Below are 22,251 nucleotides of genomic sequence, written 5' to 3'. Positions count from 1 at the left end.
CTGGTTGTGAACAACATGCGTGGCATCGTTAAAGTCGCAGCCGTCAAGGCTCCAGGCTTCGGCGATCGTCGCAAGGCCATGCTGCAGGACATCGCTGTTCTGACCGGCGGTACTGTTATCTCCGAAGAAATCGGCCTGAGCCTGGAAGCAGCAACCCTGGAAAACCTGGGTAGCGCTAAAAAGGTCAGCATCTCCAAGGAAAACACCATCATCGTTGACGGTGCTGGCGTTGAAGCAGACATCCAGGCGCGCATCACTCAGATCCGTGCCCAGGCTGCTGAAACTTCCTCGGACTACGACCGTGAAAAACTGCAAGAGCGTCTGGCCAAGCTGTCCGGCGGCGTTGCAGTGATCAAGGTTGGCGCTGGTTCCGAAGTAGAAATGAAAGAGAAGAAAGCCCGCGTTGAAGACGCCCTGCATGCAACCCGTGCAGCCGTTGAAGAAGGCGTGGTACCTGGCGGTGGCGTTGCGCTGATCCGCGCTCTGCAAACCCTGAACGACCTGAAAGGCGACAACGCTGATCAGGACGTTGGTATCGCTGTTCTGCGCCGCGCTGTTGAAGCTCCGCTGCGTCAGATCGCTGCCAACAGCGGCGACGAGCCAAGCGTTGTAGTCAACGAAGTCAAGAACGGCACCGGTAACTTCGGTTACAACGCTGCAACTGGCGAATACGGCGACATGATCGAAATGGGCATCCTGGATCCAACCAAGGTGACTCGTTCCGCTCTGCAAGCTGCATCGTCGATCGGCGGTCTGATCCTGACCACCGAAGCTGCAGTAGCTGACGCGCCGAAGAAAGACGGCGGCGCTGGCGGCGGCATGCCAGACATGGGCGGCATGGGTGGCATGGGCGGCATGATGTAAGCGAGCCTTACCCCCGTAACGAAAAACCCCGCTGACGCGAGTCAGCGGGGTTTTTTATTGCCAGATTTTAAGCTTCCCACATAACCCCTGTGGGAGCGGGCTTGCTCGCGAAAGCGGTGTGTCATTCAACATTTATGTTGGCTGAACTGACGCCTTCGCGAGCAAGCCCGCTCTCACAGTTGGGTTTGTGTTTCAGGCGCTGACGGGTTGTGCTTTGACGACTGCCTCAGCCCTCACCGCCGGGCGATGCAGCACCCAGTAATATGACCCCAGATAAATCAGTCCAATTTTCAGCTTCACATACGACCCATGTGGGAGCGGGCTTGCTCGCGAAAGCGGTGTGTCATTCAACATTTATGTTGGCTTAACCGACGCCTTCGCGAGCAAGCCCGCTCCCACAGTTGGTTTGTGTTTCAGGCGCTGATTGGTTGTGCTTTGACCACGGCCTCAGCCCTCACCGCCGGGCGATACAGCACCCAGTAATACGACCCCAGACAAATCAGCCAGCAGAAAATCGCCGTCCACACGTTGTGCGAAAAGAAGTGCGCACCCTGCATCATCCGGCTGATCGAAAACACCGAACCCAACGCAAAGGCAAAGATAAACGCCTGCCTGGCCAAACGTGGACGACGATCACGCAGCACGAAAAACAGCGCAAACAAGGTAAACCCGGTAGCCGCATGCCCACCCGGCCAGCAACGCCCCGGCTTGTCGGTCTGCGGACGGTGTTCCATGAGCTTGCTATAAGTCTCATGGCCACCAAACTGTTCAAGGCTCCACGGGCATTGCACCGCCGTCATGGCTTTGACCGGCGTGACAAACGAAGTCGCCAGCCCCAGCGACAGCACCAGACAGCCCAGTTCACGCTTGAACGGTTTCAGCCGCTCTATAAAAAACGCGCCAATGAAACCAAAGATCGCAAACACCGAAAACGCAATCACCACCTCCTTGGCGCGGTCATGCAGGATGTCTTCGAGGAAGTAACTGTGTCGCCCGATGAAATCACCCGCGACCGGGTCGTAAAACAGTTGAGCCAGGTACATGTCCAGATCGGTCAGTTCGAGCAGTACCAGAATGATCGCCGCAACAGCGGGTATTCCCAGGCACCACCAGAAATTCAGCGGCCGGGGAGCGGGGCGGGCAGAGGTCGACACCATGGGTAATTCCTTGGTCGGTAAGTGTGTTCTGAGGAGCGCAACCGCGGGGAGTCTGCGCGCGCTGGCGTCGCTGATTTGTTAATCGAAAGTGAAAAAAACGTTGGCGGCCACAATGAACGTTTTTCTCGCAAAACAACCCAACACACGCCTAGCCGTCAGCCACACTTGGCCGTAAGCTGCGCGGGCCAAGACGGCCATTACTGTGTACGGAAGAGGTGCCCATGCGAATTCTGGTGGTCGAAGACAACCGCGACATCCTCGCCAATCTGGCCGATTATCTTGGCCTCAAGGGCTATACCGTCGATTGCGCGCAGGACGGCCTGTCGGGCCTGCATCTGGCCGCGACCGAACATTACGACCTGATCATTCTCGACATCATGTTGCCGGGCATCGACGGCTACACCCTGTGCAAGCGCCTGCGTGAAGATGCGCGCCGCGACACTCCGGTGATAATGCTCACCGCCCGCGATCAGCTCGACGACCGTTTGCAGGGCTTCAAGTCCGGTGCCGACGATTACCTGATCAAACCGTTCGCTTTGTCCGAACTGGCCGCGCGGGTCGAAGCGGTGATGCGCCGCGCGCAAGGTGGCGGACGCCGGGCGTTGCAGGTTGGCGAGCTGAATTACGACCTCGACACGCTGGAAGTGACCCGCGAAGGCAAACTGCTCAAGCTCAACCCGGTGGGCCTCAAATTGCTCGCGGTGTTGATGCAGAAGAGCCCGCACGTATTGCGTCGCGAAGTGCTCGAAGAAGCGCTGTGGGGCGACGACTGCCCGGACAGCGACAGCCTGCGCAGTCATGTGCACCAGTTGCGTCAAGTGATCGATAAACCGTTCGCCAAACCACTGCTGCATACCGTGCACGGCGTGGGTTACCGCCTGGCCGATGCGTAATGGAGTTTAGACAGAGCCTTTCGCAACGGATCATTATCGCTTTTGCACTGATGAGTGCGCTGGTAGCCGGCGCGTTTGCCATGGGCATTGTCGCCACGGTGCATCTGGTCGAGGAGAAACTGATTTCGGCGGGCCTGGGCGGCGACTTGCAGCGCTTGCTGTTGATGGACAACGTTTCGGACTGGAGCCATCGGCCTGAGCCGGATCAATTGTTCTATTTCAGCGGCGGGCCGGGCGATTTCGAGTTGCCGAAAGATCTGCGTCACCTTGATTCCGGTTTTCACGAAGTGTTCCGCGAGCAGCTGTCGTATCACGCGATGGTCGAGATCGTCGACGGTCGGCGTTATGTGCTGCTGCAGGATCAAAGTGATTTCGAAGAGCGCGAGCGCGTGCTGTTCGCCGTGGTGCTGGTGGGCTTTGTGCTCAGTCTGGCGCTGGCGGTGTTCCTCGGCTGGGTGCTCGCGCGCAAGGTAATGGCACCGGTGGTGCGCCTGGCGCGTCAGGTTCGCCATCGCGACCAATTGCTCGGGCTGGCGCCACCGTTGGCGCCGGATTATGCCGCTGACGAAGTCGGGGAACTGGCGGTGGCATTTGATGCCACGCTGGGGCGCCTGCGTCAGGCCCTGACCCGTGAGCGGCTGTTTACCAGCGACGTCAGCCATGAGCTGCGCACGCCGTTGATGGTTCTGGCCAGTTCCTGTGAGCTGCTGCTGGAAAACCCGGCCATCGACGCACGGGGACGTTCGCAGGTCGAGCGCATCGCCCGCGCCAGTGAAGAAATGCGCGAACTGGTGCAAACCTTTCTGATGCTCGCCCGAGCCCAGCGTGAAGACGCGGGTGCAGCACCTCAGCAAAGCCTCTCGCAAGTCGCTGAAGGGTTACTGTGTGTGTGGCGTGAGCCGATTGAATCCAAGGGCTTGAGGCTGGATTTCGCCGCCGGACAACCAACGCAGACCCGTTTCAATGCGACCTTGTTGGGGGCGGTGATGGGCAACCTGTTGCGCAACGCCTGCCACTACACCGAAAAAGGTTTTATTCGCCTGACGCTGACGGGCAACGGCTTTATCGTCGAAGATTCCGGCGTGGGCATTCCGGAGGAAAAACGCGAGGCGATGTTTCAGCCTTTCGTGCGCGGGGCCGAGAAACGCGGCGAGGGTCTGGGACTCGGATTGTCGCTGGTGCAGCGCATCTGCGAGAACGAGGGCTGGAGCGTCAGTTTGAGCACGATGGAACCCAATGGCTGCCGCTTCGAAGTGGATCTTGGCAAACTTTGAAGCCCGTAGTGGCCCTGCGCTACTCCCGCTTACCTGTCTAAATCCTGTATAACTCTGAAATAGTTTGGTGGTTTACCCAACGAAATTTTCACAATTGGATGACCTGACACTGACACCCCCATCCCTAAGGTGGGGGCATCAGTAATTCAGGAGTCCTGGTGATGGCCGGCCCGATCAAGCTCGATTTTTCCGAAAAGTACGACGACAACCATGCGCAGAAATATCTGCACAAGCATCAAGCCAATCTGGGGCGCCGCTTGTCCCATTGGCGCGATGTTCAGTTGGCCCGCAAGGCGCTGACTCTGGCCGGCGAGCCGGGGCTGGTGCTGGATTTGCCCTGCGGTGCAGGCCGTTTCTGGCCGATGCTGGCGGAAAAGTCGAATCGGGTAATCATCGGTGCGGACAACTCCGAATCAATGATCAAGACCGCGATGCAGGCGCAACCGGCTGATGTGGTGAAAAGGGTACAGCCCTTGCACACCTCCGCGTTCGACATCGCTTTACCGGATAACGCCGTCGACAGCATTTTCTGCATGCGCCTGCTGCATCACATCGGTGAAGCCGAGCATCGGATGGCGATCCTGCGTGAATTCGAGCGTGTGACCCGTGACAGCGTGATTATTTCGCTGTGGGTGGATGGCAATTTCAAGTCCTGGAAGCGCAAGCGCTCCGAGGCAAAACGTGGGCAGGAAGGTTACCAGAACCGTTTTGTGTTACCGGCCGCTACGGTCGAGAAAGAATTCGAAGCCGCCGGTTTCCGCATTCAGGAACAATTGGATTTTATCCCGCTATACGCGATGTGGCGGGTCTACGTATTACGCAAGAGGTAGCAGGATGGCAGTGCAATTTGCAGCAGAGACGGACGTCGCTCCGCAGGATCGTTTCGACTACTACTGGAACCAGCAAGGCGAATGGGTAGAAGAACCCAATGTCCGCCGTGGTGGCCAAAGTGGTGTTCAGCGAGTCGTGGGGCGTGATGGTCAACTGCTGTATGCCAAGCGCCAGACCGGACACATTTATCGTAGCTGGCTGCACCCGTTTGGCCGTCCGACCGTATTGCGTGAGCTGGATGCCCTGACCGGCGTCAGCAAGCTCGGCGTGCGTGTGCCGGAGATCGTGTTCTGCGGTGCCCAGCCGGATCCGCAATACAAGTGGCGTGCGCTGCTGGTGACCAAATCCCTGGACGGCTTTGACGAGCTGGAAAAGTGGGAAGCCGCCGGTGGTCGTGCGCAGTACGGCGAAGCGGTGTATGAGCGCGTGCTCAAAGACCTTGCCGAAAACATGGCGCGCATGCACAAGGGCCGTTGGCAGCACAGCTGCATCTACATTAAACACGTTTTTGTACGGGTAACCGGCGAGGGGGATTCGGCCAAGGTTGAAGTGGCCTTGATCGATCTGGAGAAGTGCCGTCAGCGTCTGACCGCCTATCGCGCCGCCTCCCATGACATGAAACAAATGCGCCGCCATTCGTCGTTCAGCGATGCTGACTGGAAGAAACTCGTCTACTTTTACGAGACGGCGTTTGGCAGCGCTATCAAAGGTTTATAGCGATGAAACTCGAAATTGCACGAGGTTTGTTCTTGGTAGGGGCCTTGGCAGTTGCTTCATTGGCGGTGGCTGCCTGGGAGCAGCCACGCATGCAGGTCATCGGTGCGTCCGTAGAGGGCGAGCACTGCGCAATACCACGGGTGGCGAAAGCCTCCGTGGCGACCAAACCCGACCATGATTTATTGCTGTTCATGTTCGGGATGGCACAGGGAATGAGGCCGCAAAGTTGAACCGATTGAAGCCAAAATAAAAGGCCTCGCAGATGCGAGGCCTTTTTTTTGAGAATCAAAAGATCGCAGCCTTCGGCAGCTCCTACAGAAGATGCATTGCAATGTAGGAGCTGCCGAAGGCTGCGATCTTTTGATCTTAAGCTTTGTCAGGTTTTGCCAGCAGGGTGTAGATGCATGGCAACCCAAATCTTAATGCCGCACACAGGCCAAAATGTGGGAGCGGGCTTGCTCGCTCCCACAGGGGGATACCGGTGTTACTCGGGAGCGGGTTTCGCCAGCAGAGTGTAGATGCACGGCAACCCAAATCTTATTGCCGCACACAGGCCAAAATGTGGGAGCGGGCTTGCTCGCGAATGCGGTGTGTCAGTCGACATGTGCATTAATTGACCCACCGCATTCGCGAGCAAGCCCGCTCCCACAGGGGGATATCGGTGATACTTGGGATCGGGCTTTGCCAGCAGGGTGGGAATGCACCGCAATACAAACAGCGTGCGTAGGTCAAAATGTGGGAGCGGGCTTGCTCGCGAATGCGGTGTCTCAGTCGATATGTGCATTGATCGGCCCAACGCCTTCGCGAGCAAGCCCGCTCCCACAGGGGGATATCGGGGTTACTTGGGATCGGGTTTTGCCAGCAGGGTGTAGATGCACGGCAATACAAACAGGGTGAACAGCGTGCCGATCGACATCCCCGTCGCGATCACCATGCCGATATCGAACCGACTCACAGCGCCCGCACCGGTCGCCAGAATCAGTGGCACCATGCCAAACACCATCGCCGCCGTGGTCATCAGCACCGGGCGCAAACGAATCGCCGCCGCTTCCTCCACCGCCTCGCGCGCGGTCAGGCCTTTGTCCTTGCGTAACTGGTTCGCGAATTCGACGATCAAGATCCCGTGTTTACTGATCAAACCGATCAACGTCACCAGCCCGACCTGCGTGTAGATGTTCATGCTCGACCAGCCAAGAAACAGCGGAATCAGCGCCCCGCAGATCGACAACGGCACCGTCACCAGAATCACCAGCGGATCACGGAAGCTCTCGAACTGCGCCGCGAGCACCAGAAAAATGATCGCCAGTGCCAAGGCAAACGTCACCCACAACGCGCTGCCTTCCTGCACGAACTGCCGCGAGGCGCCGCCATAGTCAAAGGCAAACCCGGCCGGCGCTTCTTCGCGGGCGATCTGCAACACGGTGTCGATGGCTTCGCCCATGCTGACCAGCGGGAAACCGGAAATCTTCGCCGCGTTGAGTTGCTGGAACTGGTTGAGTTGTCGCGGTCGCGCACGATCGGTGACTTTGATCAGCGTCGACAGCGGCAACAGCTCTCCTTGGGTGTTCTTCACGTAATAGTTGTTCAGCCAGTCCGGGTTATCGCGATACGGCCGTTCAACCTGAGCGATGACCTTGTAGCTGCGCCCCTCAATGGTGAAGCGATTGATTTCCGCCTCGCCCAGCAGCGTCGCCAGCGTGCTGCCCAAATCGAGCATCGACACGCCCATCTGCGCGGCTTTGGCGCGGTCGATATCAACCACCACTTCCGGTTTGTCGAACGCCAGATCAAGGTCGACGAAGGCGAACTTGCCCGACTCCATCGCGCGTTTCTTGATCCGGTCGGCCACCTGTAACAGCAGTTCGTAATCGTTGGCGGTGTTGATCACGAATTCAAACGGCAAGCCTTCGCCGGTGCCTGGCAGGGAGGGCAGGTTGAAGCCGAAAATCTGCAGGCCCGGAATGCCTTCGAGTTTGCCCTGCACTTCGGGAAGAATTTCCATCTGCGTGCGGCTGCGCTCGTTCCACGGCTTCAGCAGGAAACCGCCGATGCCCGCCTGCACGCCGTTGTAGCCGTTGATCTGGAACGAAGAGTAGTACTCCGGGAACTCCTTGAAGATCTTGATGAATTCGTCGGTGTAAGTGCTCAGGTAATCGAGGTTGGTCGGTTGCGGCGCGTTGGCCATCATGAAAATGATGCCCTGGTCTTCGTCCGGCGCCAGCTCCGATTTGGTGAACTTGAGGAACACCGGAATCAGGCACAGCACGATCACCGCAAACACCAGCACCACCGGCCGCGTGTTCAGCGTGCCGTGCAGCGTGCGCTGGTAGCGGCGCTTGAGGCCGTCGAAGAGGCGGTCGAGACGATGGGCGAGGCCGCTGGGGTTTTGTTCGTGGCGCAGCAGAAAGGCGCACATCATCGGCGACAGGGTCAGGGCGACGACCCCGGAAATCACCACCGCCCCGGCCAGCGTCAGCGCGAACTCCTTGAACAGCGCCCCGGTCAGGCCTGTGAGAAAACCGATCGGCGCATACACCGCCGCCAGCGTGATGGTCATCGACACCACCGGCATGGCGATCTCCCGGGCGCCTTCGAGGGCCGCGTCAAACGGCGTTTTGCCTTCCTCGATGTGCCGGTGAATGTTCTCCACCACGACAATCGCATCGTCGACCACCAAACCGATGGCCAACACCATCGCCAGCAGCGTCAGCAGATTGATCGAGTAACCCATCATCTGCATAAAGAACATCACGCCGATCATCGACAGCGGAATGGTCACCACCGGGATCACTACCGAGCGCAACGCGCCAAGGAACAGGAACACCACGACGATCACGATCAACACGGCTTCGAACAGGGTTTTCACCACCTCGTCGATGGAGGCCTGAATGAACAGCGTGGCATCGTAGGCGATTTCGCTTTTCAGGTTCGGCGGCAGCTGCGCTTCCAGCTCGGGCATCAGCTTGCGCACTTCCTTGATCACATCCAGCGGGTTGGCGCCTGGCGTGGCTTTGATGCCGATATACACCGACGGCGTGCCGCCGAACGAGCTGATCGAGTCGTAGTTTTCCGCGCCCATTTCTACCCGCGCGACATCGCTGAGCAGCACGCGGCTGTCGCCACTGACCTTGAGCGGAATCGCCGCAAAAGCCTCAGCGGATTTCAGTTCGGTATTGGCGTTGATGCTGGTGACGACGTACTCGCCTTTCACTTCGCCGGCGGCGGAGAGGAAGTTGTACTGGCGCACGGCGTTGGTCACGTCGGCGGCGCTGAGGCCGAAACCGGCGAGCTTCACCGGGTCGAGCCAAAGGCGCATGGCGAACACCTGATTGCCGAGAATCTCCGCTTCGGCCATGCCCGGCAGCGTCGCCAGTTTCGGCTGGATCACCCGCGACAGGTAGTCGGTGATCTGCGGGTTGCTCAAATCCTTGCTGAAAAAGCTGATGTACATCAGCGCCGAAGCGTCGGCAGATTCCTTGCTCAGCACCGGGTCTTCGGCGTCTTGCGGCAGCTTGTTTTTCACCTCGTTGGCCTTGGCCAGCAACTCGGTGAACAAGCGGTCGGTGTTCGAGCCGATACGCGCGTAGATCGAGATCACCGAGAAGTTCTGCCGACTGACCGAGGTCATGTAATCGATGCCCTCGGCGCTGGCCAGGCTCTGTTGCATCGGCTGGGTGATGTAGCCCTGAATGGTTTCGGCGTTGGCCCCGGGGTAGGCGGTGGTCACCGTGATCAGGGCGTTTTCCATTTGCGGGTATTGGCGCAGCGGCAACTTGCTCCAGGCCTGGAAGCCGAGCAACACAATCAACAGGCTGACCACGGTGGCGAGCACCGGGCGGCGGATGAACGGATCGGTAAAAGCCATGGGGATTCCTTGATCAGTCGGCGCGAGGCGGACTGTTCTGCTCGCCGAGGGTCTTGTCGTCGCTGATGGCGATGCGTGCACCGTTGTCCAGTTTGATCTGGCCAGCCGTCACCACTTGTTCGCCGCTCTGCACGCCCTTGTTGATCATCACCAGGCCATCACGGCGCTCACCGGTTTCGATGAAACGACGCTCGGCGATCAGTACTGGTTGGCCCTTGTCATCCTTTTCGACGGTGCCGTCCTCGGCTTTCTTCTGCCCGACCACGTAGATCGAGTTGCCGTAGAGGGTGTAGGTGATCGCGCTTTCCGGCACCACGATGTGTCTTTGCGGATCGGGCAGCAACACTTCAAGGCTGGTGAACATGCCCGGCAATAATTTGCCGTCCGGGTTGGCCAGGGTGGCGCGGATCAGAATGTTGCGCGTGGTGCTTTCAACAATCGGGTTGATCGCGCTGATCTTGCCGGCGAAGTTTTGCCCCGGATAAGCCGAGACCGAGATTTGCACCGGTTGGCCGATCGCCAGTTTCGGCACTGATTGTTCGGGCAGGTAGAAGTCGGCGTAGAGGCTGCTCAAATCCTGCAACGTGGCGATCTTGGTGCCGCTGGCGAGGTAGTCGCCGATGTCGACCTGACGGATGCCGATGGTGCCGCTGAACGGCGCGAGGATGCGTTTTTTCGCCAGCGAGGCGTTGAGCTGATTGACCGTGGCTTTGTTCTTTTGCAGCACGGCGGAGAGGCGGTCGTACTCGCCTTTGGAGATGGCGCGGCTGTCGACCAGTTGCGCGCCACGGCCGAAGTCCAGTTGCGCGAGGCCGAGGTCAGCCTTGGCGGTTTCCAGCAGCGCGGTTTCGACGGCGCTGTCGAGTTGCAGCAACGGTTGCCCGGCTTTGACCTTTTGCCCGGATTCAAATTTGAGTTCGGTGACGGTGCCGGCGACTTCCAGGCTCAGCTCGACGCCTTGCAGCGCCTTGAGCGTGCCGACGGTGGGCAAGCGCATCTGCCACGGGCGCTCGGCGGCGGTGGCCACGGCAACGCTGATCGGCGGTTTCGGTTTGGAGAAGCCCTGGATCATTGTGTAGATCGAAAAGGCTTTGTAGCCGCCCAAGACCAGGACGATCAACAAGACAACACCCAACATGATCAGCATGCGGCGACGCAGCATATTTCCATTTCCTTGGATAAATCAGGTGAGACAGGCCCGAACATTACTCCGAGAGCGGCAGGGAATCCAACTGCCACTTATTACACTTCAGACGACATGACCCCCTGTGGCGAGGGGATTTATCCCCGTTGGGTGGCGAAGCCGCCCCAAAACCTGCGAACGCGGTCTGTCTGTTAAACCGTGTCGGATGGTTTTGCGACTGCTGCGCAGCCGAACGGGGATAAATCCCCTCGCCACAGGTACGGCGTTAACTTTAACTATGGGGTTCAGGCCATCAGGTGCAGATGGTTGTCCCAGAGCCCCGCCGGCAGTTCCAGGGGCTTGGCCAGCAGCTCATCCTGACGGCAATCGTAGTAGCGGCAACGGCCCTGACCGGAGGTCACAACGAATCCATCCTGCACCGCACCGACACCCGCGCAATCCGGCAATGGTGCATCGAGGCGCACTTCGCCGCTGTCCAGATCCCAGATAAAGAATCGATTACCCCGCGGCGCGGTCAGCGCCACCAGACGCAACTCGCTGTGCACCGCAACGCTGGCGGTGTAATGCCCCATCGACTGCAACTGATGCTCAGGCACCGGGAACGCCACAAATGGCTGCCCCGGACGCTTGATCGCCAGCAGCTCCGAACGCTCGTGAGAGGCGCCCATAAACTGCTGACCGGCAACGATGGTGCCGTCACTGGCGATACCCAAATGGCGCACGCTGTTCATCTGCTGGGCGAGGGTTTCCTTGCTCAGCAACGTACCGTCGCGTTGCATCAGCACCAGGCTCGGCTCCATGGCGCTGAGGTTCATGTCGACGCGGCTTTCCGCTTCGGTACGAATCCCGCCGTTGGCCACCACCAGCGTCTCGCCGTCAGGCATCCACGACACCTGATGCGGGCCGAGGCCGTGGGTGGAAATCTCGCCGCTGTGCACCAGTCGCTCGCCTTCGAACTTGTACACACCGAGCAAACCACGGCCAGGATCGGTCGTGTCGTTTTCGGTGGCGTACAGGTACTCGCCGTCCTTGTGCACCACGGCATGCCCGTAGAAATGCCGGTTCGGCTGCGAGGTCACTGTCTGCAGCAACGTGCCGTCGCGCAGGTCGATCAGGTAACTCTCGGTACCCGGACGCCGCGCGACGAACAGCGCAATCGGCTGCGTCGGATGATTGATGATGTCGTGGCAACGTTGACCGACTTCAGTGGCGAACACCCGCGTGCCGTCCAGCCGATAGCCGACGGCGTAATGCTTGCCGTCGGTATCGTCGCGCGCCGACAGTAGCAGCGGGCTCTGATCCTTGCGTTTGAACAGCGTCCAGCCGCCCAGTGTCACTGCTCCCAGCAGCGTACTAGCTAAAGTCAGAGCCTGGCGTCGCAGCATGGCACTTGCCCTCATCAGTCACCGTCGTTGGCGTTGAAGCCCAGTTGGATGCCCAGCGCCTTGGCCAGTTCGCCTTCGTGCAGGCGATGGACGACGTTGAGGCTGTCGTAGATGTCGTTGAGTTGCTGACGACCGGCGTCGTCTTCGAGCATTTCGCCGAGCGAGCGCTGGGTGCTGTCGAACAGTTTCAGCGAGGCAGCGTAGGCAGCATCGATCTTGTCCGCCAACGGCTTTTGCTCAGCCGGCAACAGCCCGCGCAGGCCTTTGTTGTCGACGCCTTCCCACACGGTTTTCGCGGCGGTGAGGCTGGCTTCCAGCGCGGTCAACGAAGACTGGCTGCGCCATGCATCGGCCTGGAACGGCTGTGGCACGCCTTTGCTCTGGCGGCCCATTGGCGTGCCGAGTTTTTTCTTCAGGGTGTCCAGCGCGGTGACTTGCACACGCAGCAGATCGGCGATCGCTTCGTGGGAGTCGGCATAGCGCTGGTTAGGGAATTTGGACATCTGCGCGAGCATACCGTCGGTGTTGTTCCAGCTCTGCAGAATCTCTTCGGCCAGTTGCTTCTGACGCTCGCCGATGGCGATCAGCAGTGGGCAGTATTTGGCTTTCTGCTCGTCGTTGGCCACATCAGGCTTGGCGTCGAACAGGATGTATTCGTAAGCCGACAGACCCTGAACAACCACGCTCGATTTGGCCAAAGCGGCGGCATCGATTTGTGGCTGAGCGACGACCAGTTGCTCGACCTGACGACCGACCAGGTTCTTCTTGTCCGGCCAGAACTGGACTTGCCAGGCGCGGTTGCCTTCAGCCAGCGGCCCGATCAGCAGCGGTTGCAACTCGGCCCAGGCTTTCTGCGCGTGCAGGAAGTCGGCGCGAGCGGTCTCCAGGGTTTCTTTGCCTTGGCAGTAGGCGAGGGCGCTGACCGCCAGTTGCTTGTCGGCTTCGACCCAGCGGGTGTAGGTCGGCAGGATCACCGATTTGGCGATGGCCGCCGAGGTGACCGCTTGCGGATCCTGCGGCGAGCAGGCGCCGAGGGCGAGCGCGGCAAGGCTGGTGAACAGTAGCTTGGGACGGAACATGTCGGGCTCCCGATTCTTTTTCAGTGTTTAAAGTGAGTTCAGAAACGCCAGCAGCGCAGCACGCTGCTCGGCATTGAAAGACAAAACCTGTTGCTGCGCCGCTTTCGCTTCGCCGCCGTGCCAGAGCACCGCTTCGAGCAGATTGCGTGCGCGACCGTCATGCAAAAACTGTGTGTGGCCGCTGACCGCTTGCGTCAGGCCAATCCCCCACAACGGCGGCGTGCGCCAGTCGCGGCCGGAGGCCTGGAATTCCGTGCGGTTGTCGGCCAGACCGTCGCCCATGTCATGCAGCAGCAGATCGCTGTACGGGCGAATCACTTGATTGGCCAGTTCAGGTTCGGCGGCGTTGGCGGCGGTGGTGTATTTCGGCGTGTGGCACGAGTCGCAACCGGCCTGAAAGAACAGGTTTTTGCCGGCGATGACGTCTGCATCGTTAACGCCACGGCGTGCCGGCACAGCGAGGTTGCGGCTGTAGAACAGCACCAGACGCAGGATGTTATCGCTGACTTCCGGCTCGCCGTCCGGCCCATTGCCGTTCGGCGCCTGTTTGCAGGCGGTTTGCGCGTCGGTGCAATCATCGAACGGTCTCAGGCTGGTCGTCAGGCCCATATCACCTGAAAACGCGTGAACATTCTGTTGATTGAGATTCGGCTGCCCGGCTTTCCAGCCAAATCGGCCCATGACGGTTTTTTGCAGCTCGTCATCCCAGACCTGGTTTGGCCGGCCATTGATGCCGTTTTTCGCTTTGGCCTGTGCGGCGGCGTTGGCGAGGATGGCTTCTTCGGGAATCGCTTCGAGCAGGCCGAGGCCGATCATCGGCGGCGCGACGCGTGCGGAAAAACGCGTGTCCGGGTGCATCGGGCCGTAGCCGAGTTGAGTGATCTGCAACAGCGGTTTGCGCAATTCGACTTCGGTGCCGTCCTTGAAGCGTACCGGCACTGGCGTGTAATCGACGCGCACCTTGCCTTCCGGGGTGACGCCGGGGATCGCCATGTCCTGAAACTGCCCGCCATACACCGGCTCCGGCACGATGCCGACCTGCTCGATGAGTTTGGCGTAGGCCGGCGCGTCAGGAATCGACAGGCGCACCAGCATCGACACGGCATTCGACGCACCGGGCGTCGGCGGATGTCCGCGACCGTCCTTGATGTGGCAGTTCTGGCAGGCGTTGGTGTTGAACAGCGGGCCGAGGCCATCGCGGGCGGTGGTGGTCGCCGGGGCGATCACCCACGGATTGCGGAAAAAGCTGTTGCCGACGCTGAAATCGACGCGGCGCGACGGCGGCAGATTGGCCGACGGCAGGGAAAACGCGTTCTGATCAGTCTTGCGCACAGTCGCCGCCCCGCCGGATCGCGCTTCACCGGGCTCAGCCTTGGTGAAACGCGGGGCGTCATCGCAGGCACTCAGGCCCAGGGCCATGAACAGTGCGAACAAACGAAGAGGCAGCGAGGGCATCAGACATCCTGCGGACGAGCGAAAATAAAGGCGCAAAGTCTAACAGGGCGAGGGGGTTTGAATAAGAGGAATTATCGTTTGCTTGATACAGCGTAAACCTTCAAGCCTGTGCAAACCCTGTGGGAGCGAGCCTGCTCGCGAAAGCGCTGTTCGCCGCGCGACGATGTTGCGTCAGATGACGCCTTCGCGAGCAGGCCCGCTCCCACAGAGGTTTGGTGGTGTGTACCGATATTGCGAACGCCGCTGTACCGGTGGGAGCGGGCTTGCTCGCGAAGGTGGAGTGTCAGTCAACCCATCTGTATCTGACCCACCGCCTTCGCGAGCAAGCCCGCTCCCACAAGGAATCGTGTACGACAGGGATGAAAAAGGCGACCCGAAGGTCGCCTTATTTTGAAGCGGACGCTGTGATCAGAACTCGTGATCAGCGTTGTCCGGGTTCAGGTCGCTGATGCCCAGTTTGCCGGCAGCGGCTTCGATCGAACCGGTCTGTTTGACCAAGGAGGCGATGGCGTCGCGAACGATCTGGTTGCCAGCGGTGTTACCGGCCGCGATCAACTGGTCGTAGTGCTCACCCTTGTTGGCGTGATCAACGATGACCTGCATCTTCGCTTCGGTGGCAGCCAGGTCGGCTTTCAGCGCGGTGTCGGCAGCCGGGTCGGCTTTGACCACCAGCGACGACAGGCTGGCGCCGGTCATCTTGGTGCCATCAACGCGGGTGTATTCGCCCAGGTAGACGTTACGAATGCCCTTGGCATCGTAGAACTGCGAGTTGTGTGTGTTATCGCTGAAGCAGTCGTGTTCGTCTTCCGGCGAGTTGGCTTCCAGGGAAACCTTCATGCGCTCGCCCGCCAGTTCACCCAGCGACAGGCTGCCCATGCCGAACAACATTTTGCGCAGGCCGCTTTCGCCTGGCTCGGCTTCCAGCGTGGCGCGGTAGTTGTCAGCCACGTTCGGCTTCCAGTTACCGACCATTTCTTCCAGATCGCTGACCAGCAGTTGGGTCACGGCTTTCAGGTAAGCGCGACGACGATCGTTATGACCGCCAGTGGCGCCGGCGCCTTCGAGGTAGTCGGAAGCAGGACGGTTACCAGCGCCAGGGCCGGTGCCGTTCAAGTCTTGGCCCCACAGCAGGAATTCGATGGCGTGGTAGCCAGTTGCAACGTTGGCTTCGGAACCGCCCAGCTCATTGAGGCTGGCGAGTTTTTCCGGGGTGATGTCTTTGACATCGACCTTGTCTTCGCCGACCTGGATTTCAGTGTTGGCGATGATGTTGGCGGTCGCGCCCGGGTTACCCAGTGCGTGCTCGTAAGATTTGTCGACGTAGTCGATCAGACCCTCGTCCAGTGGCCAGGCGTTAACCTGACCTTCCCAATCGTCAATGATGGTGTTGCCGAAGCGGAACACTTCGCTCTGCAGGTAAGGAACGCGAGCAGCGATCCAGGCTTCGCGAGCGGCTTTCAGCGTGTCGGCGTTCGGCTTGGCGAGGAAAGCGTCGACGGCGGTTTGCAGGGTTTTCGCGGTAGATTCGGCATCGCTGTAAACGGCGAAGACCATGTCGGCGTAGTGCGCGACCACAGCCTTGGCGGCGGCTTCGTCGACTTTACCGGCAGCGGCAGGAGCAGCCGCAGGTGCGGTGGTGCTGGCGGCTGGAGTCGGCGTGGCCGGTGCGGCGGCCTTGTCTTTACCTTCGCCGCAACCGGCGAGGGAAATAGCGATGGCCAGCAGACTGGCGGTAGCCAGAGGCATACGAATCATGGCGAACATCCTGCTTCGGTGGTTTATGGGACAGGCGCGGGGGTGCGCAAAACTGCGACATAATGCAAATCTTTCGCATTATGTGTAAAGGGTTGTGGCTGGAAATATTTCTTATTTACGCAGGGATTGGTGTAGATCAAAAGATCGCAGCCTGCGGCAGCGCCTACAGGGGAAGCGCATTACAAATGTAGGAGCTGCCGAAGGCTGCGATCTTTTGCTTTATAAAATGGCTGCGTTACTGCGCTGCGCCTGTTTGAGATAAACGCTCAACTCGCGCGCCGGCAGCGGCTTGCTGTAGAAGTAACCCTGACCTTCGTGGCAGCCTTCGGAAATGATGTAGCTTTCCTGTTCGGCGGTTTCCACGCCCTCGGCAATCACCTGCATGCCAAGGCTTTTGCCCAACTGAATGATCGCGCGAACGATGGTCGCGTCGTCGTCGTCATCGAGCAGATCCTGGACGAAGCTCTTGTCGATCTTGATCTTGTCCAGCGGCAGACTTTTCAGATAACTCAGTGATGAATAACCGGTACCGAAGTCGTCGATGGCGATCAGCGCACCGGAACGGCGCAGGCTCAACAAGTGTTGCGCAGCGGTGCTGATGTCTTCCATCAGGCCGGTTTCGGTGACTTCCAGTTCCAGACTGCGCGGCGGCAAGCGGTACATCTGCAGCAGGTTGTTGACCACGCGCGGCAACTCGGCGTGGTGCAATTGCACCGTGGACAGGTTCACCGCCATGCGCAAGTCGGCGAAACCCTGATCATGCCAGTCGCGCAATTGCTTGCAGGCCTGATCCAGTACCCACTCGCCAATCGCGATGATCGTGCCGTTCTGTTCCGCCAGTGGAATAAACAGATCCGGCGGCACCAGACCGTGTTCTGGATGCTGCCAGCGAATCAGCGCTTCGACGCCGACCACGCGGTGATCGCGGTAGCTGATCTGCGGCTGATAAACGAGGTAGAACTGATCGCGCAGCAAGGCATCGCGCAGGTCTTTTTCCAGCTCGCGGCGACGGCGCATCTCGCTGTCGACGCTGGCGATGTAGAACTGATAACGGTTGCGCGAGCGGGTCTTGGCCAGGGTCATGGTCTGCTCGGCTTTCTGCAACAGCTTTTCGGTGCTGTCGCCATCCTCCGGAAACAGCGTGATGCCGATGGTCGCGCGCAGACGGATTTCCTGATGGTCGAGGGCGAACGCCGCTTCCAGATCATCCAGAATGCTTTGCGCCAGTTCCGCCGCTTCGTAAGGCTGTTCGATATCGGCCTGCACCAGTGCGAACTGGTCGCCACCCAGACGGGCGAGGGCGCCGAGGCGGCCGCTGTGGGCACGCAAGCGATCGGCCAGCGCCAGCAGCAGTTGGTCGCCGGTCTGGTAGCTGAATTGTTCGTTGATGCCTTTGAAATCGTCCAGTCCTACGCACAGCACCGCAACGCGGCGTTGCAGCTTGCCGGCGTCGACCAGGATTTTGTCCAGTTGCTGCTGCAATTGCTGACGGTTCGGCAAACCCGTGAGGAAGTCGTACTGAGCCATGCGCAGCAGGCTGTTTTCCGCTTCGTGGCGCAGGTGAGTATTACGTTCGATCGATTCCAGTAACTGGTTAGCGGTGTTGATCCAGAGGCCCAGCTCGTTTTTCTCGTGGCCCTTGAGCTGCGGAATCTTGTGTTCGCTGGGGCGATCGGGGTTGATCTCGGTGAGGTGCTCGATGATCCGCGACAGCGGTTTGGTCAGCAGCCAGTGATAGACCAGATACAGCACCAGACCCATGGCCAGTGCACGCAATACGCCGGAGATGAAAATGATCACCGAACTGACAATAAAACCTTCGCCATAGGTGGCAGTGTCGAGGGTGATGCTCAAGTCGCCGTAATACTCGCTATAGGGCCCGCGCCCCACCAGTTGCGTGGTGAAGGTACGTTCCTGACCGAGGATCAGGTCGGTCAGCCAACGGCTGTTGGAATGCTGCAAGTCGCGGGATTTCTGCGCGAGCATCGCTTCGTTGGGATGGCCGATGGAGGCCTGGCGCACGGCATCGTCCTGGAACAGGCCCTCGATCACCTGCATGCCCATCTCCCGATCAAGGCTGTAAACCGCCTGGGTCGAGGGGTCGCGGAACATGTCGAGGATGCGTTCGGCGTCGCCGGCAACCGCTTGACGTGTTTTATAGGCATCGAAAACGATCTGCGCGCAGCTCAAGACCACGCCGACGATCAATGCCGACAGGAGCACGACCCGGAGCAACTTCACCGACAAGCTGTTCTTGAGTTCCAGCTTCAAAGGGTTATTCCTTAATCCGTGCGGGTAGCGTCAAGTTGCCATGAGTATTGGCAATCCCGTGTTGGCAGTCAAAGGGACAATCAGGCCCCGAATGAATTACCCGTGGCGTTGGCCGAAATGCTGCTCTGTGGCGTCTTCGCCCGATTAGTACTGTGTCGGTTGTATTGGCCCTCAACTTGAGCGTTGTCTGACAATTTTTCCTTTGATTGATGTTAGCCCTCTGCGCCACGGCAGCAAGCGGCGTGAGGCTGCATTTTCTGTGGGAGAAACGCCATTTTCACGTAGGAGCTGCCGAAGGCTGCGATCTTTTGATCTGAAATACCATCCGGCCAATGAGTCGCGGTCATCAAGGGCTCAATTTCCCCACCGTTCAGCGAGTCTCTCCCGCTACAGAAAAGTCGGAATTTCCCTACGCACAATGCGGAATCGGCCTGCATCCGTGCTTGAGTGCGCTCGTCAAAGTCCGTTGTTTTGCAGAACAGTGCACGGACGTGACCAGACTTATCCCTCAACGCGAACTCCACGGCCAGCAGGTACTCGACACCCACCAAGCCATGGACATCTTTCGAGAGGCTCTCAACCGCCCAGATGAATTGCCGGGCTTCGACAATCTGCTCAATGCAATGAACCTCAATCAATCCAATTACCTGCAAGGCGCCAACCAGAGGAAACTCGTTGAAGCCATCAGTAATGGTGAGTGGGTTGTGGTGAAACCACGGGTTGTCGCGGATAACAGCGGTGCTTCCTGGAACGCCTTCAGACCCAAACCCGAACCACCGTCGGCCGAGCATCTGGTGGAAGACCACGCCTACACCTTGCCGTCACCGGCTGAGTCGGGCTTTCACATTGTCCAGAAGCCCATGAGCCGCGAAGCGCTGGAGCGAGCGCTGTACGAAACGACGCCTGGCGATGCACTGCGCCGCGAGTTCCGTTCGCTTAACCGTCATTTAAGTGAACAGGTCAAACCGGGGCAAATGGTCATCTTCAGTGACTCGCGCAACTACATGTGCCGACGCGAAGAGGCGCAGATGATGGTGGCAGCGGAGAGGGTGAATGAAGCGCTGAAGGATCTGACGGATGAAGAAGCATCTTTCATGGTTGAGCATCATCAGGTGATCGAGCCGTTTTTGGGTGTTTCTTCTGGAGCATTGGGCGTTGCATCGTTCATGGTGGGGCAGCACATGGAAACGCTCAACAACACGCTTAAAGAACTGGAGCGCTTACACATTGAGCAATACCGCCAGCATGGCAATCTCCATTCCGTGGTTTTTTTTGCACAACGCAAAAGGTTGATGAAGAAGCTTGATGCCGGTTTGGGGCCGTTGGTTCGCAAGATGACAGGTATCCCGGATCACCCCAAACTTAAACGTGCTTTAGGGATATCTTCGCGAAGGATTGTGCACAACTGGAACAAGGCCGGCGCACCGAATCAATTGCCGGGATATGCGACGCATATTGAGGGCGTGGCGCGATCCTCTAAGTACATAAAGGCTGGCGGTTATTTGGCAATTGGATTGGGTGCGACCTCAGCGGCGATGAAGATACACGAAGCATGCCGTACCGGACGCGAAGAGGAATGCCGTCAGGCGAAGTTCGTCGAAGGTTCTAAGCTGTCAGGAAATGTTGTGGGGGGAATGATGGCAACAAGACTGGCGCCAATCGCACCAATGACATGTATTGCTCTTGGAGTGGGCACAGCGGGTGCAGGAGGTCTGGTTTGCATGTTGGTTGTAAGTGGGATGCTTGCAGCGCAAATGGGAGATAGCGGTGGTCAGTTTGGTGAATTCGTCGGTGAAAAGTTGTATGAGGTGAGTCAATAATGAGCCTTGATCAATTTATTGGCTTATCTGGGATTCCCCTTTTTGTATTGTTTTTTCTGAACTATTGCTTTTCAGCTTATGTAGCGACCTACAAGCTGGAAGAAATTCAGAGCCATTTCTCGAACTCTCGTTTCGTCGCATCGCATCGAGGCCAAAAAAACACTCCGATGGTCTTCAAGGTGGGGAATCTTGAGGTTGTATACGCCCTTTTGGTTTCAAAATTTTTCCGAAAGATGGATCCTGAGTCCATCGAGGAGGTAATTAATTTTCCAAAGAAATTGCGACTTTGGGTGATCATTCCCGGCCACATCAATGCAGTCTGCCTTGTATGGTTTTTTGCGATTTTGGTATGGGTCAATATCAAAGGTTATCTGTGAGCGCGCAGTGCTGATCGCCCCACATTTTGATCTCGTCTATCTCTATTCATGGGCCGTGGTACTTCTGCTTTTCTTCCTCAGCGGGGCATTCGTGTTGTTCGCCGCCTATTTCCGGCTGGATCAGATGGAAGACCATTTCATTGCCTCCCACATTGTGGACATTAATAGCAGAATATTTGGAAACGGCCCATTTGGACGAATGAGACGAGTCAGAGAAATAGGGGCATTGACGGGCCGTTTGACCCATTTTCAAATGCTGGATCCGCATGCAGTCATGGAAGCAGAAATTATCCCGGAGCATCTGAAAAAGTGGATGAGAATTCCAGACTACCTCTTCCAACTGAGTGTGATCGGTGGCGGGTTACTCTTGCTTTGGTTGAGTACTGGTTGGATATGCGTAACTCTTTCCAGACCAGCGAGTGATCTGCAATTAATCGGTGTTGCCGGGTTATTTTCCTGTTTTTTCTTGGGCCTGATGGCTGTATTCGCAAAAGTATGGATCAGCTTTTTCAGACTGGCGCAGCTTGAGTCTCTCCTGAAAACATCGTACTTCGTCGCTCGCAATCAACGAGTGTTGGGAAACGGCGTCTACGGTCGCTACTGTCGTTTGTCTCACATTTCACAGATGCTTTTAATCGACGATGATTTTTTGTCAAAAAGTGATCCCTATGTGATGGATGAGATCGCTGCTTTCCCCTCGCATCTACGACGCCTGGTTGTTATTCCTGCGCAAATAATTGCTTATTCTTTTCTTGGATTTTTGGTCATCCACCTCGGTGGGAAAACTTTTGGAGTATTTGCCTGATACCGCTGCCGCAAATCACAGGCATAAAAAAACCCGGCCGAAGCCGGGTTTTTTGACTGGCGCGCAGCTTAAGCGGTGAAGGTTTTGCCTTCGAACTGCTCAGCAACGAACTTCCAGTTGACCAGGTTCCAGAACGCTTCGACATACTTAGGACGAACGTTGCGGTAGTCGATGTAGTAAGCGTGTTCCCAGACGTCGCAGGTCAGCAGCGGGGTGTCGCCGCTGGTCAGCGGGTTGCCGGCGCCGATGGTGCTGGCCAGAGCCAGGGAACCGTCAGCCTTTTTCACCAGCCAGCCCCAGCCGGAACCGAAGGTGCCGATCGAGGTTTTGCTGAACTCTTCTTTGAACTTGTCGAACGAACCGAAGGCTGCGTTGATGGCTTCAGCCAGCGCGCCGGTTGGTTGACCGCCGGCGTTTGGCGCCAGGCAGTTCCAGTAGAAAGTGTGGTTCCAGACCTGAGCGGCGTTGTTGAAGATACCGCCCGAGGAAGTCTTGACGAGTTCTTCCAGGGTCTTGCCTTCGATCTCGGTGGCTGGCACGGGGGGGGTCGGGGTGTCGG

18 protein-coding genes are annotated in these 22,251 nt (G+C 58.4%); 9 read left to right on the top strand and 9 right to left on the bottom strand.

The window, feature by feature from the left end:
* A partial coding sequence (gene groEL, locus ACIP1X_RS22810) for a chaperonin GroEL (protein ID WP_400755235.1) occupies positions 1–864 on the top strand: 864 nt, incomplete at its 5' end.
* Between the two features lie 413 nt (positions 865–1,277).
* Here the strand turns inward: groEL and ACIP1X_RS22805 are convergent.
* Positions 1,278–2,021 carry a phosphatase PAP2 family protein gene (locus ACIP1X_RS22805; protein WP_400755233.1) on the bottom strand — a complete coding sequence of 248 codons (744 nt, stop codon included), beginning with the start codon at positions 2,019–2,021 and terminating at the stop codon, positions 1,278–1,280.
* Between the two features lie 221 nt (positions 2,022–2,242).
* On the opposite strand from ACIP1X_RS22805, the gene ACIP1X_RS22800 reads away from it, so the two are divergent.
* The 5 genes from ACIP1X_RS22800 to ACIP1X_RS22780 all read left to right on the top strand — a co-directional run bounded on the left by ACIP1X_RS22800 (position 2,243) and on the right by ACIP1X_RS22780 (position 5,966).
* Positions 2,243–2,914, top strand: a complete 672-nt coding sequence (locus ACIP1X_RS22800; RefSeq protein ID WP_053123379.1) for a response regulator transcription factor — start codon at positions 2,243–2,245, stop codon at positions 2,912–2,914.
* A complete protein-coding gene (locus tag ACIP1X_RS22795; RefSeq protein ID WP_053123377.1) occupies positions 2,914–4,188 on the top strand; it encodes a HAMP domain-containing sensor histidine kinase in 1,275 nt (424 codons plus the stop codon). Before ACIP1X_RS22800 ends, ACIP1X_RS22795 begins: the two co-directional genes overlap by 1 nt.
* 161 nt (positions 4,189–4,349) lie before the next feature.
* The gene (locus ACIP1X_RS22790; RefSeq protein WP_053123376.1) at positions 4,350–5,018 is read left to right on the top strand and encodes a class I SAM-dependent methyltransferase; all 669 of its coding nucleotides are present in this window, start codon (positions 4,350–4,352) and stop codon (positions 5,016–5,018) included.
* Between the two features lie 4 nt (positions 5,019–5,022).
* Positions 5,023–5,736: a lipopolysaccharide kinase InaA family protein gene (locus ACIP1X_RS22785; protein WP_212546268.1), complete on the top strand. Its 714-nt coding sequence runs from the start codon at positions 5,023–5,025 to the stop codon at positions 5,734–5,736.
* A gap of 2 nt (positions 5,737–5,738) precedes the next feature.
* The gene (locus ACIP1X_RS22780; protein WP_053123372.1) at positions 5,739–5,966 is read left to right on the top strand and encodes a hypothetical protein; all 228 of its coding nucleotides are present in this window, start codon (positions 5,739–5,741) and stop codon (positions 5,964–5,966) included.
* A gap of 608 nt (positions 5,967–6,574) precedes the next feature.
* Here the strand turns inward: ACIP1X_RS22780 and ACIP1X_RS22775 are convergent.
* The 7 genes from ACIP1X_RS22775 to ACIP1X_RS22745 all read right to left on the bottom strand — a co-directional run bounded on the left by ACIP1X_RS22775 (position 6,575) and on the right by ACIP1X_RS22745 (position 18,690).
* Positions 6,575–9,601, bottom strand: a complete 3,027-nt coding sequence (locus tag ACIP1X_RS22775; RefSeq protein ID WP_400755231.1) for a multidrug efflux RND transporter permease subunit — start codon at positions 9,599–9,601, stop codon at positions 6,575–6,577.
* A gap of 13 nt (positions 9,602–9,614) precedes the next feature.
* The gene (locus ACIP1X_RS22770) at positions 9,615–10,763 is read right to left on the bottom strand and encodes an efflux RND transporter periplasmic adaptor subunit (protein WP_400755230.1); all 1,149 of its coding nucleotides are present in this window, start codon (positions 10,761–10,763) and stop codon (positions 9,615–9,617) included.
* A gap of 266 nt (positions 10,764–11,029) precedes the next feature.
* On the bottom strand, positions 11,030–12,130 hold the full coding sequence (locus ACIP1X_RS22765; protein ID WP_400755228.1) for a DUF1513 domain-containing protein: 1,101 nt from the start codon (positions 12,128–12,130) through the stop codon (positions 11,030–11,032).
* 14 nt (positions 12,131–12,144) lie between these two features.
* Positions 12,145–13,209 (bottom strand): imelysin family protein, encoded by a 1,065-nt coding sequence (locus tag ACIP1X_RS22760; RefSeq protein ID WP_053123364.1) that lies wholly within the window; start codon positions 13,207–13,209, stop codon positions 12,145–12,147.
* 27 nt (positions 13,210–13,236) lie between these two features.
* Positions 13,237–14,664 carry a di-heme oxidoredictase family protein gene (locus tag ACIP1X_RS22755; protein ID WP_400755226.1) on the bottom strand — a complete coding sequence of 476 codons (1,428 nt, stop codon included), beginning with the start codon at positions 14,662–14,664 and terminating at the stop codon, positions 13,237–13,239.
* Between the two features lie 408 nt (positions 14,665–15,072).
* Positions 15,073–16,419, bottom strand: coding sequence for an imelysin family protein (locus ACIP1X_RS22750; RefSeq protein WP_053123360.1), 1,347 nt, complete (start codon positions 16,417–16,419; stop codon positions 15,073–15,075).
* Positions 16,420–16,638: 219 nt separating this feature from the next.
* The gene (locus ACIP1X_RS22745) at positions 16,639–18,690 is read right to left on the bottom strand and encodes a bifunctional diguanylate cyclase/phosphodiesterase (RefSeq protein ID WP_053123358.1); all 2,052 of its coding nucleotides are present in this window, start codon (positions 18,688–18,690) and stop codon (positions 16,639–16,641) included.
* A 491-nt stretch (positions 18,691–19,181) separates the two neighbouring features.
* On the opposite strand from ACIP1X_RS22745, the gene ACIP1X_RS22740 reads away from it, so the two are divergent.
* The 3 genes from ACIP1X_RS22740 to ACIP1X_RS22730 are packed head-to-tail and all read left to right on the top strand — an operon-like array spanning position 19,182 to position 21,692.
* Positions 19,182–20,510, top strand: coding sequence for a hypothetical protein (locus tag ACIP1X_RS22740; RefSeq protein WP_400755224.1), 1,329 nt, complete (start codon positions 19,182–19,184; stop codon positions 20,508–20,510).
* Entirely contained in the window at positions 20,510–20,887 is a 378-nt protein-coding gene (locus ACIP1X_RS22735) for a hypothetical protein (protein WP_400755223.1), read from the top strand. The genes ACIP1X_RS22740 and ACIP1X_RS22735 overlap by 1 nt, the downstream gene beginning before the upstream one ends.
* Positions 20,888–20,894: 7 nt before the next feature.
* A complete protein-coding gene (locus ACIP1X_RS22730; protein WP_400755221.1) occupies positions 20,895–21,692 on the top strand; it encodes a hypothetical protein in 798 nt (265 codons plus the stop codon).
* A gap of 68 nt (positions 21,693–21,760) precedes the next feature.
* Here ACIP1X_RS22730 and ACIP1X_RS22725 read toward each other — a convergent pair.
* On the bottom strand, positions 21,761–22,251 hold a 491-nt coding region (locus tag ACIP1X_RS22725; RefSeq protein WP_400755219.1), incomplete at its 5' end, for a superoxide dismutase.

Origin of the sequence: Pseudomonas sp. NPDC088885, from assembly GCF_044750025.1 — a bacterium.
Lineage (GTDB): Bacteria > Pseudomonadota > Gammaproteobacteria > Pseudomonadales > Pseudomonadaceae > Aquipseudomonas > Aquipseudomonas rustica.
The sequence above is the reverse complement of the archived record's forward strand: the minus strand, read 5'-3'. Positions and strand labels throughout refer to the sequence as shown.

Excerpts from the sequence above, each read along its gene's own strand:
- ACIP1X_RS22805 (WP_400755233.1), bottom strand. The coding sequence starts at position 2,021 with ATGGTGTCGACCTCTGCCCGCCCCGCTCCCCGGCCGCTGAATTTCTGG.
- ACIP1X_RS22800 (WP_053123379.1), top strand. The coding sequence starts at position 2,243 with ATGCGAATTCTGGTGGTCGAAGACAACCGCGACATCCTCGCCAATCTG.
- ACIP1X_RS22795 (WP_053123377.1), top strand. The coding sequence starts at position 2,914 with ATGGAGTTTAGACAGAGCCTTTCGCAACGGATCATTATCGCTTTTGCA.
- ACIP1X_RS22790 (WP_053123376.1), top strand. The coding sequence starts at position 4,350 with ATGGCCGGCCCGATCAAGCTCGATTTTTCCGAAAAGTACGACGACAAC.
- ACIP1X_RS22785 (WP_212546268.1), top strand. The coding sequence starts at position 5,023 with ATGGCAGTGCAATTTGCAGCAGAGACGGACGTCGCTCCGCAGGATCGT.
- ACIP1X_RS22780 (WP_053123372.1), top strand. The coding sequence starts at position 5,739 with ATGAAACTCGAAATTGCACGAGGTTTGTTCTTGGTAGGGGCCTTGGCA.
- ACIP1X_RS22775 (WP_400755231.1), bottom strand. The coding sequence starts at position 9,601 with ATGGCTTTTACCGATCCGTTCATCCGCCGCCCGGTGCTCGCCACCGTG.
- ACIP1X_RS22770 (WP_400755230.1), bottom strand. The coding sequence starts at position 10,763 with ATGCTGCGTCGCCGCATGCTGATCATGTTGGGTGTTGTCTTGTTGATC.
- ACIP1X_RS22765 (WP_400755228.1), bottom strand. The coding sequence starts at position 12,130 with ATGCTGCGACGCCAGGCTCTGACTTTAGCTAGTACGCTGCTGGGAGCA.
- ACIP1X_RS22760 (WP_053123364.1), bottom strand. The coding sequence starts at position 13,209 with ATGTTCCGTCCCAAGCTACTGTTCACCAGCCTTGCCGCGCTCGCCCTC.
- ACIP1X_RS22755 (WP_400755226.1), bottom strand. The coding sequence starts at position 14,664 with ATGCCCTCGCTGCCTCTTCGTTTGTTCGCACTGTTCATGGCCCTGGGC.
- ACIP1X_RS22750 (WP_053123360.1), bottom strand. The coding sequence starts at position 16,419 with ATGATTCGTATGCCTCTGGCTACCGCCAGTCTGCTGGCCATCGCTATT.
- ACIP1X_RS22735 (WP_400755223.1), top strand. The coding sequence starts at position 20,510 with ATGAGCCTTGATCAATTTATTGGCTTATCTGGGATTCCCCTTTTTGTA.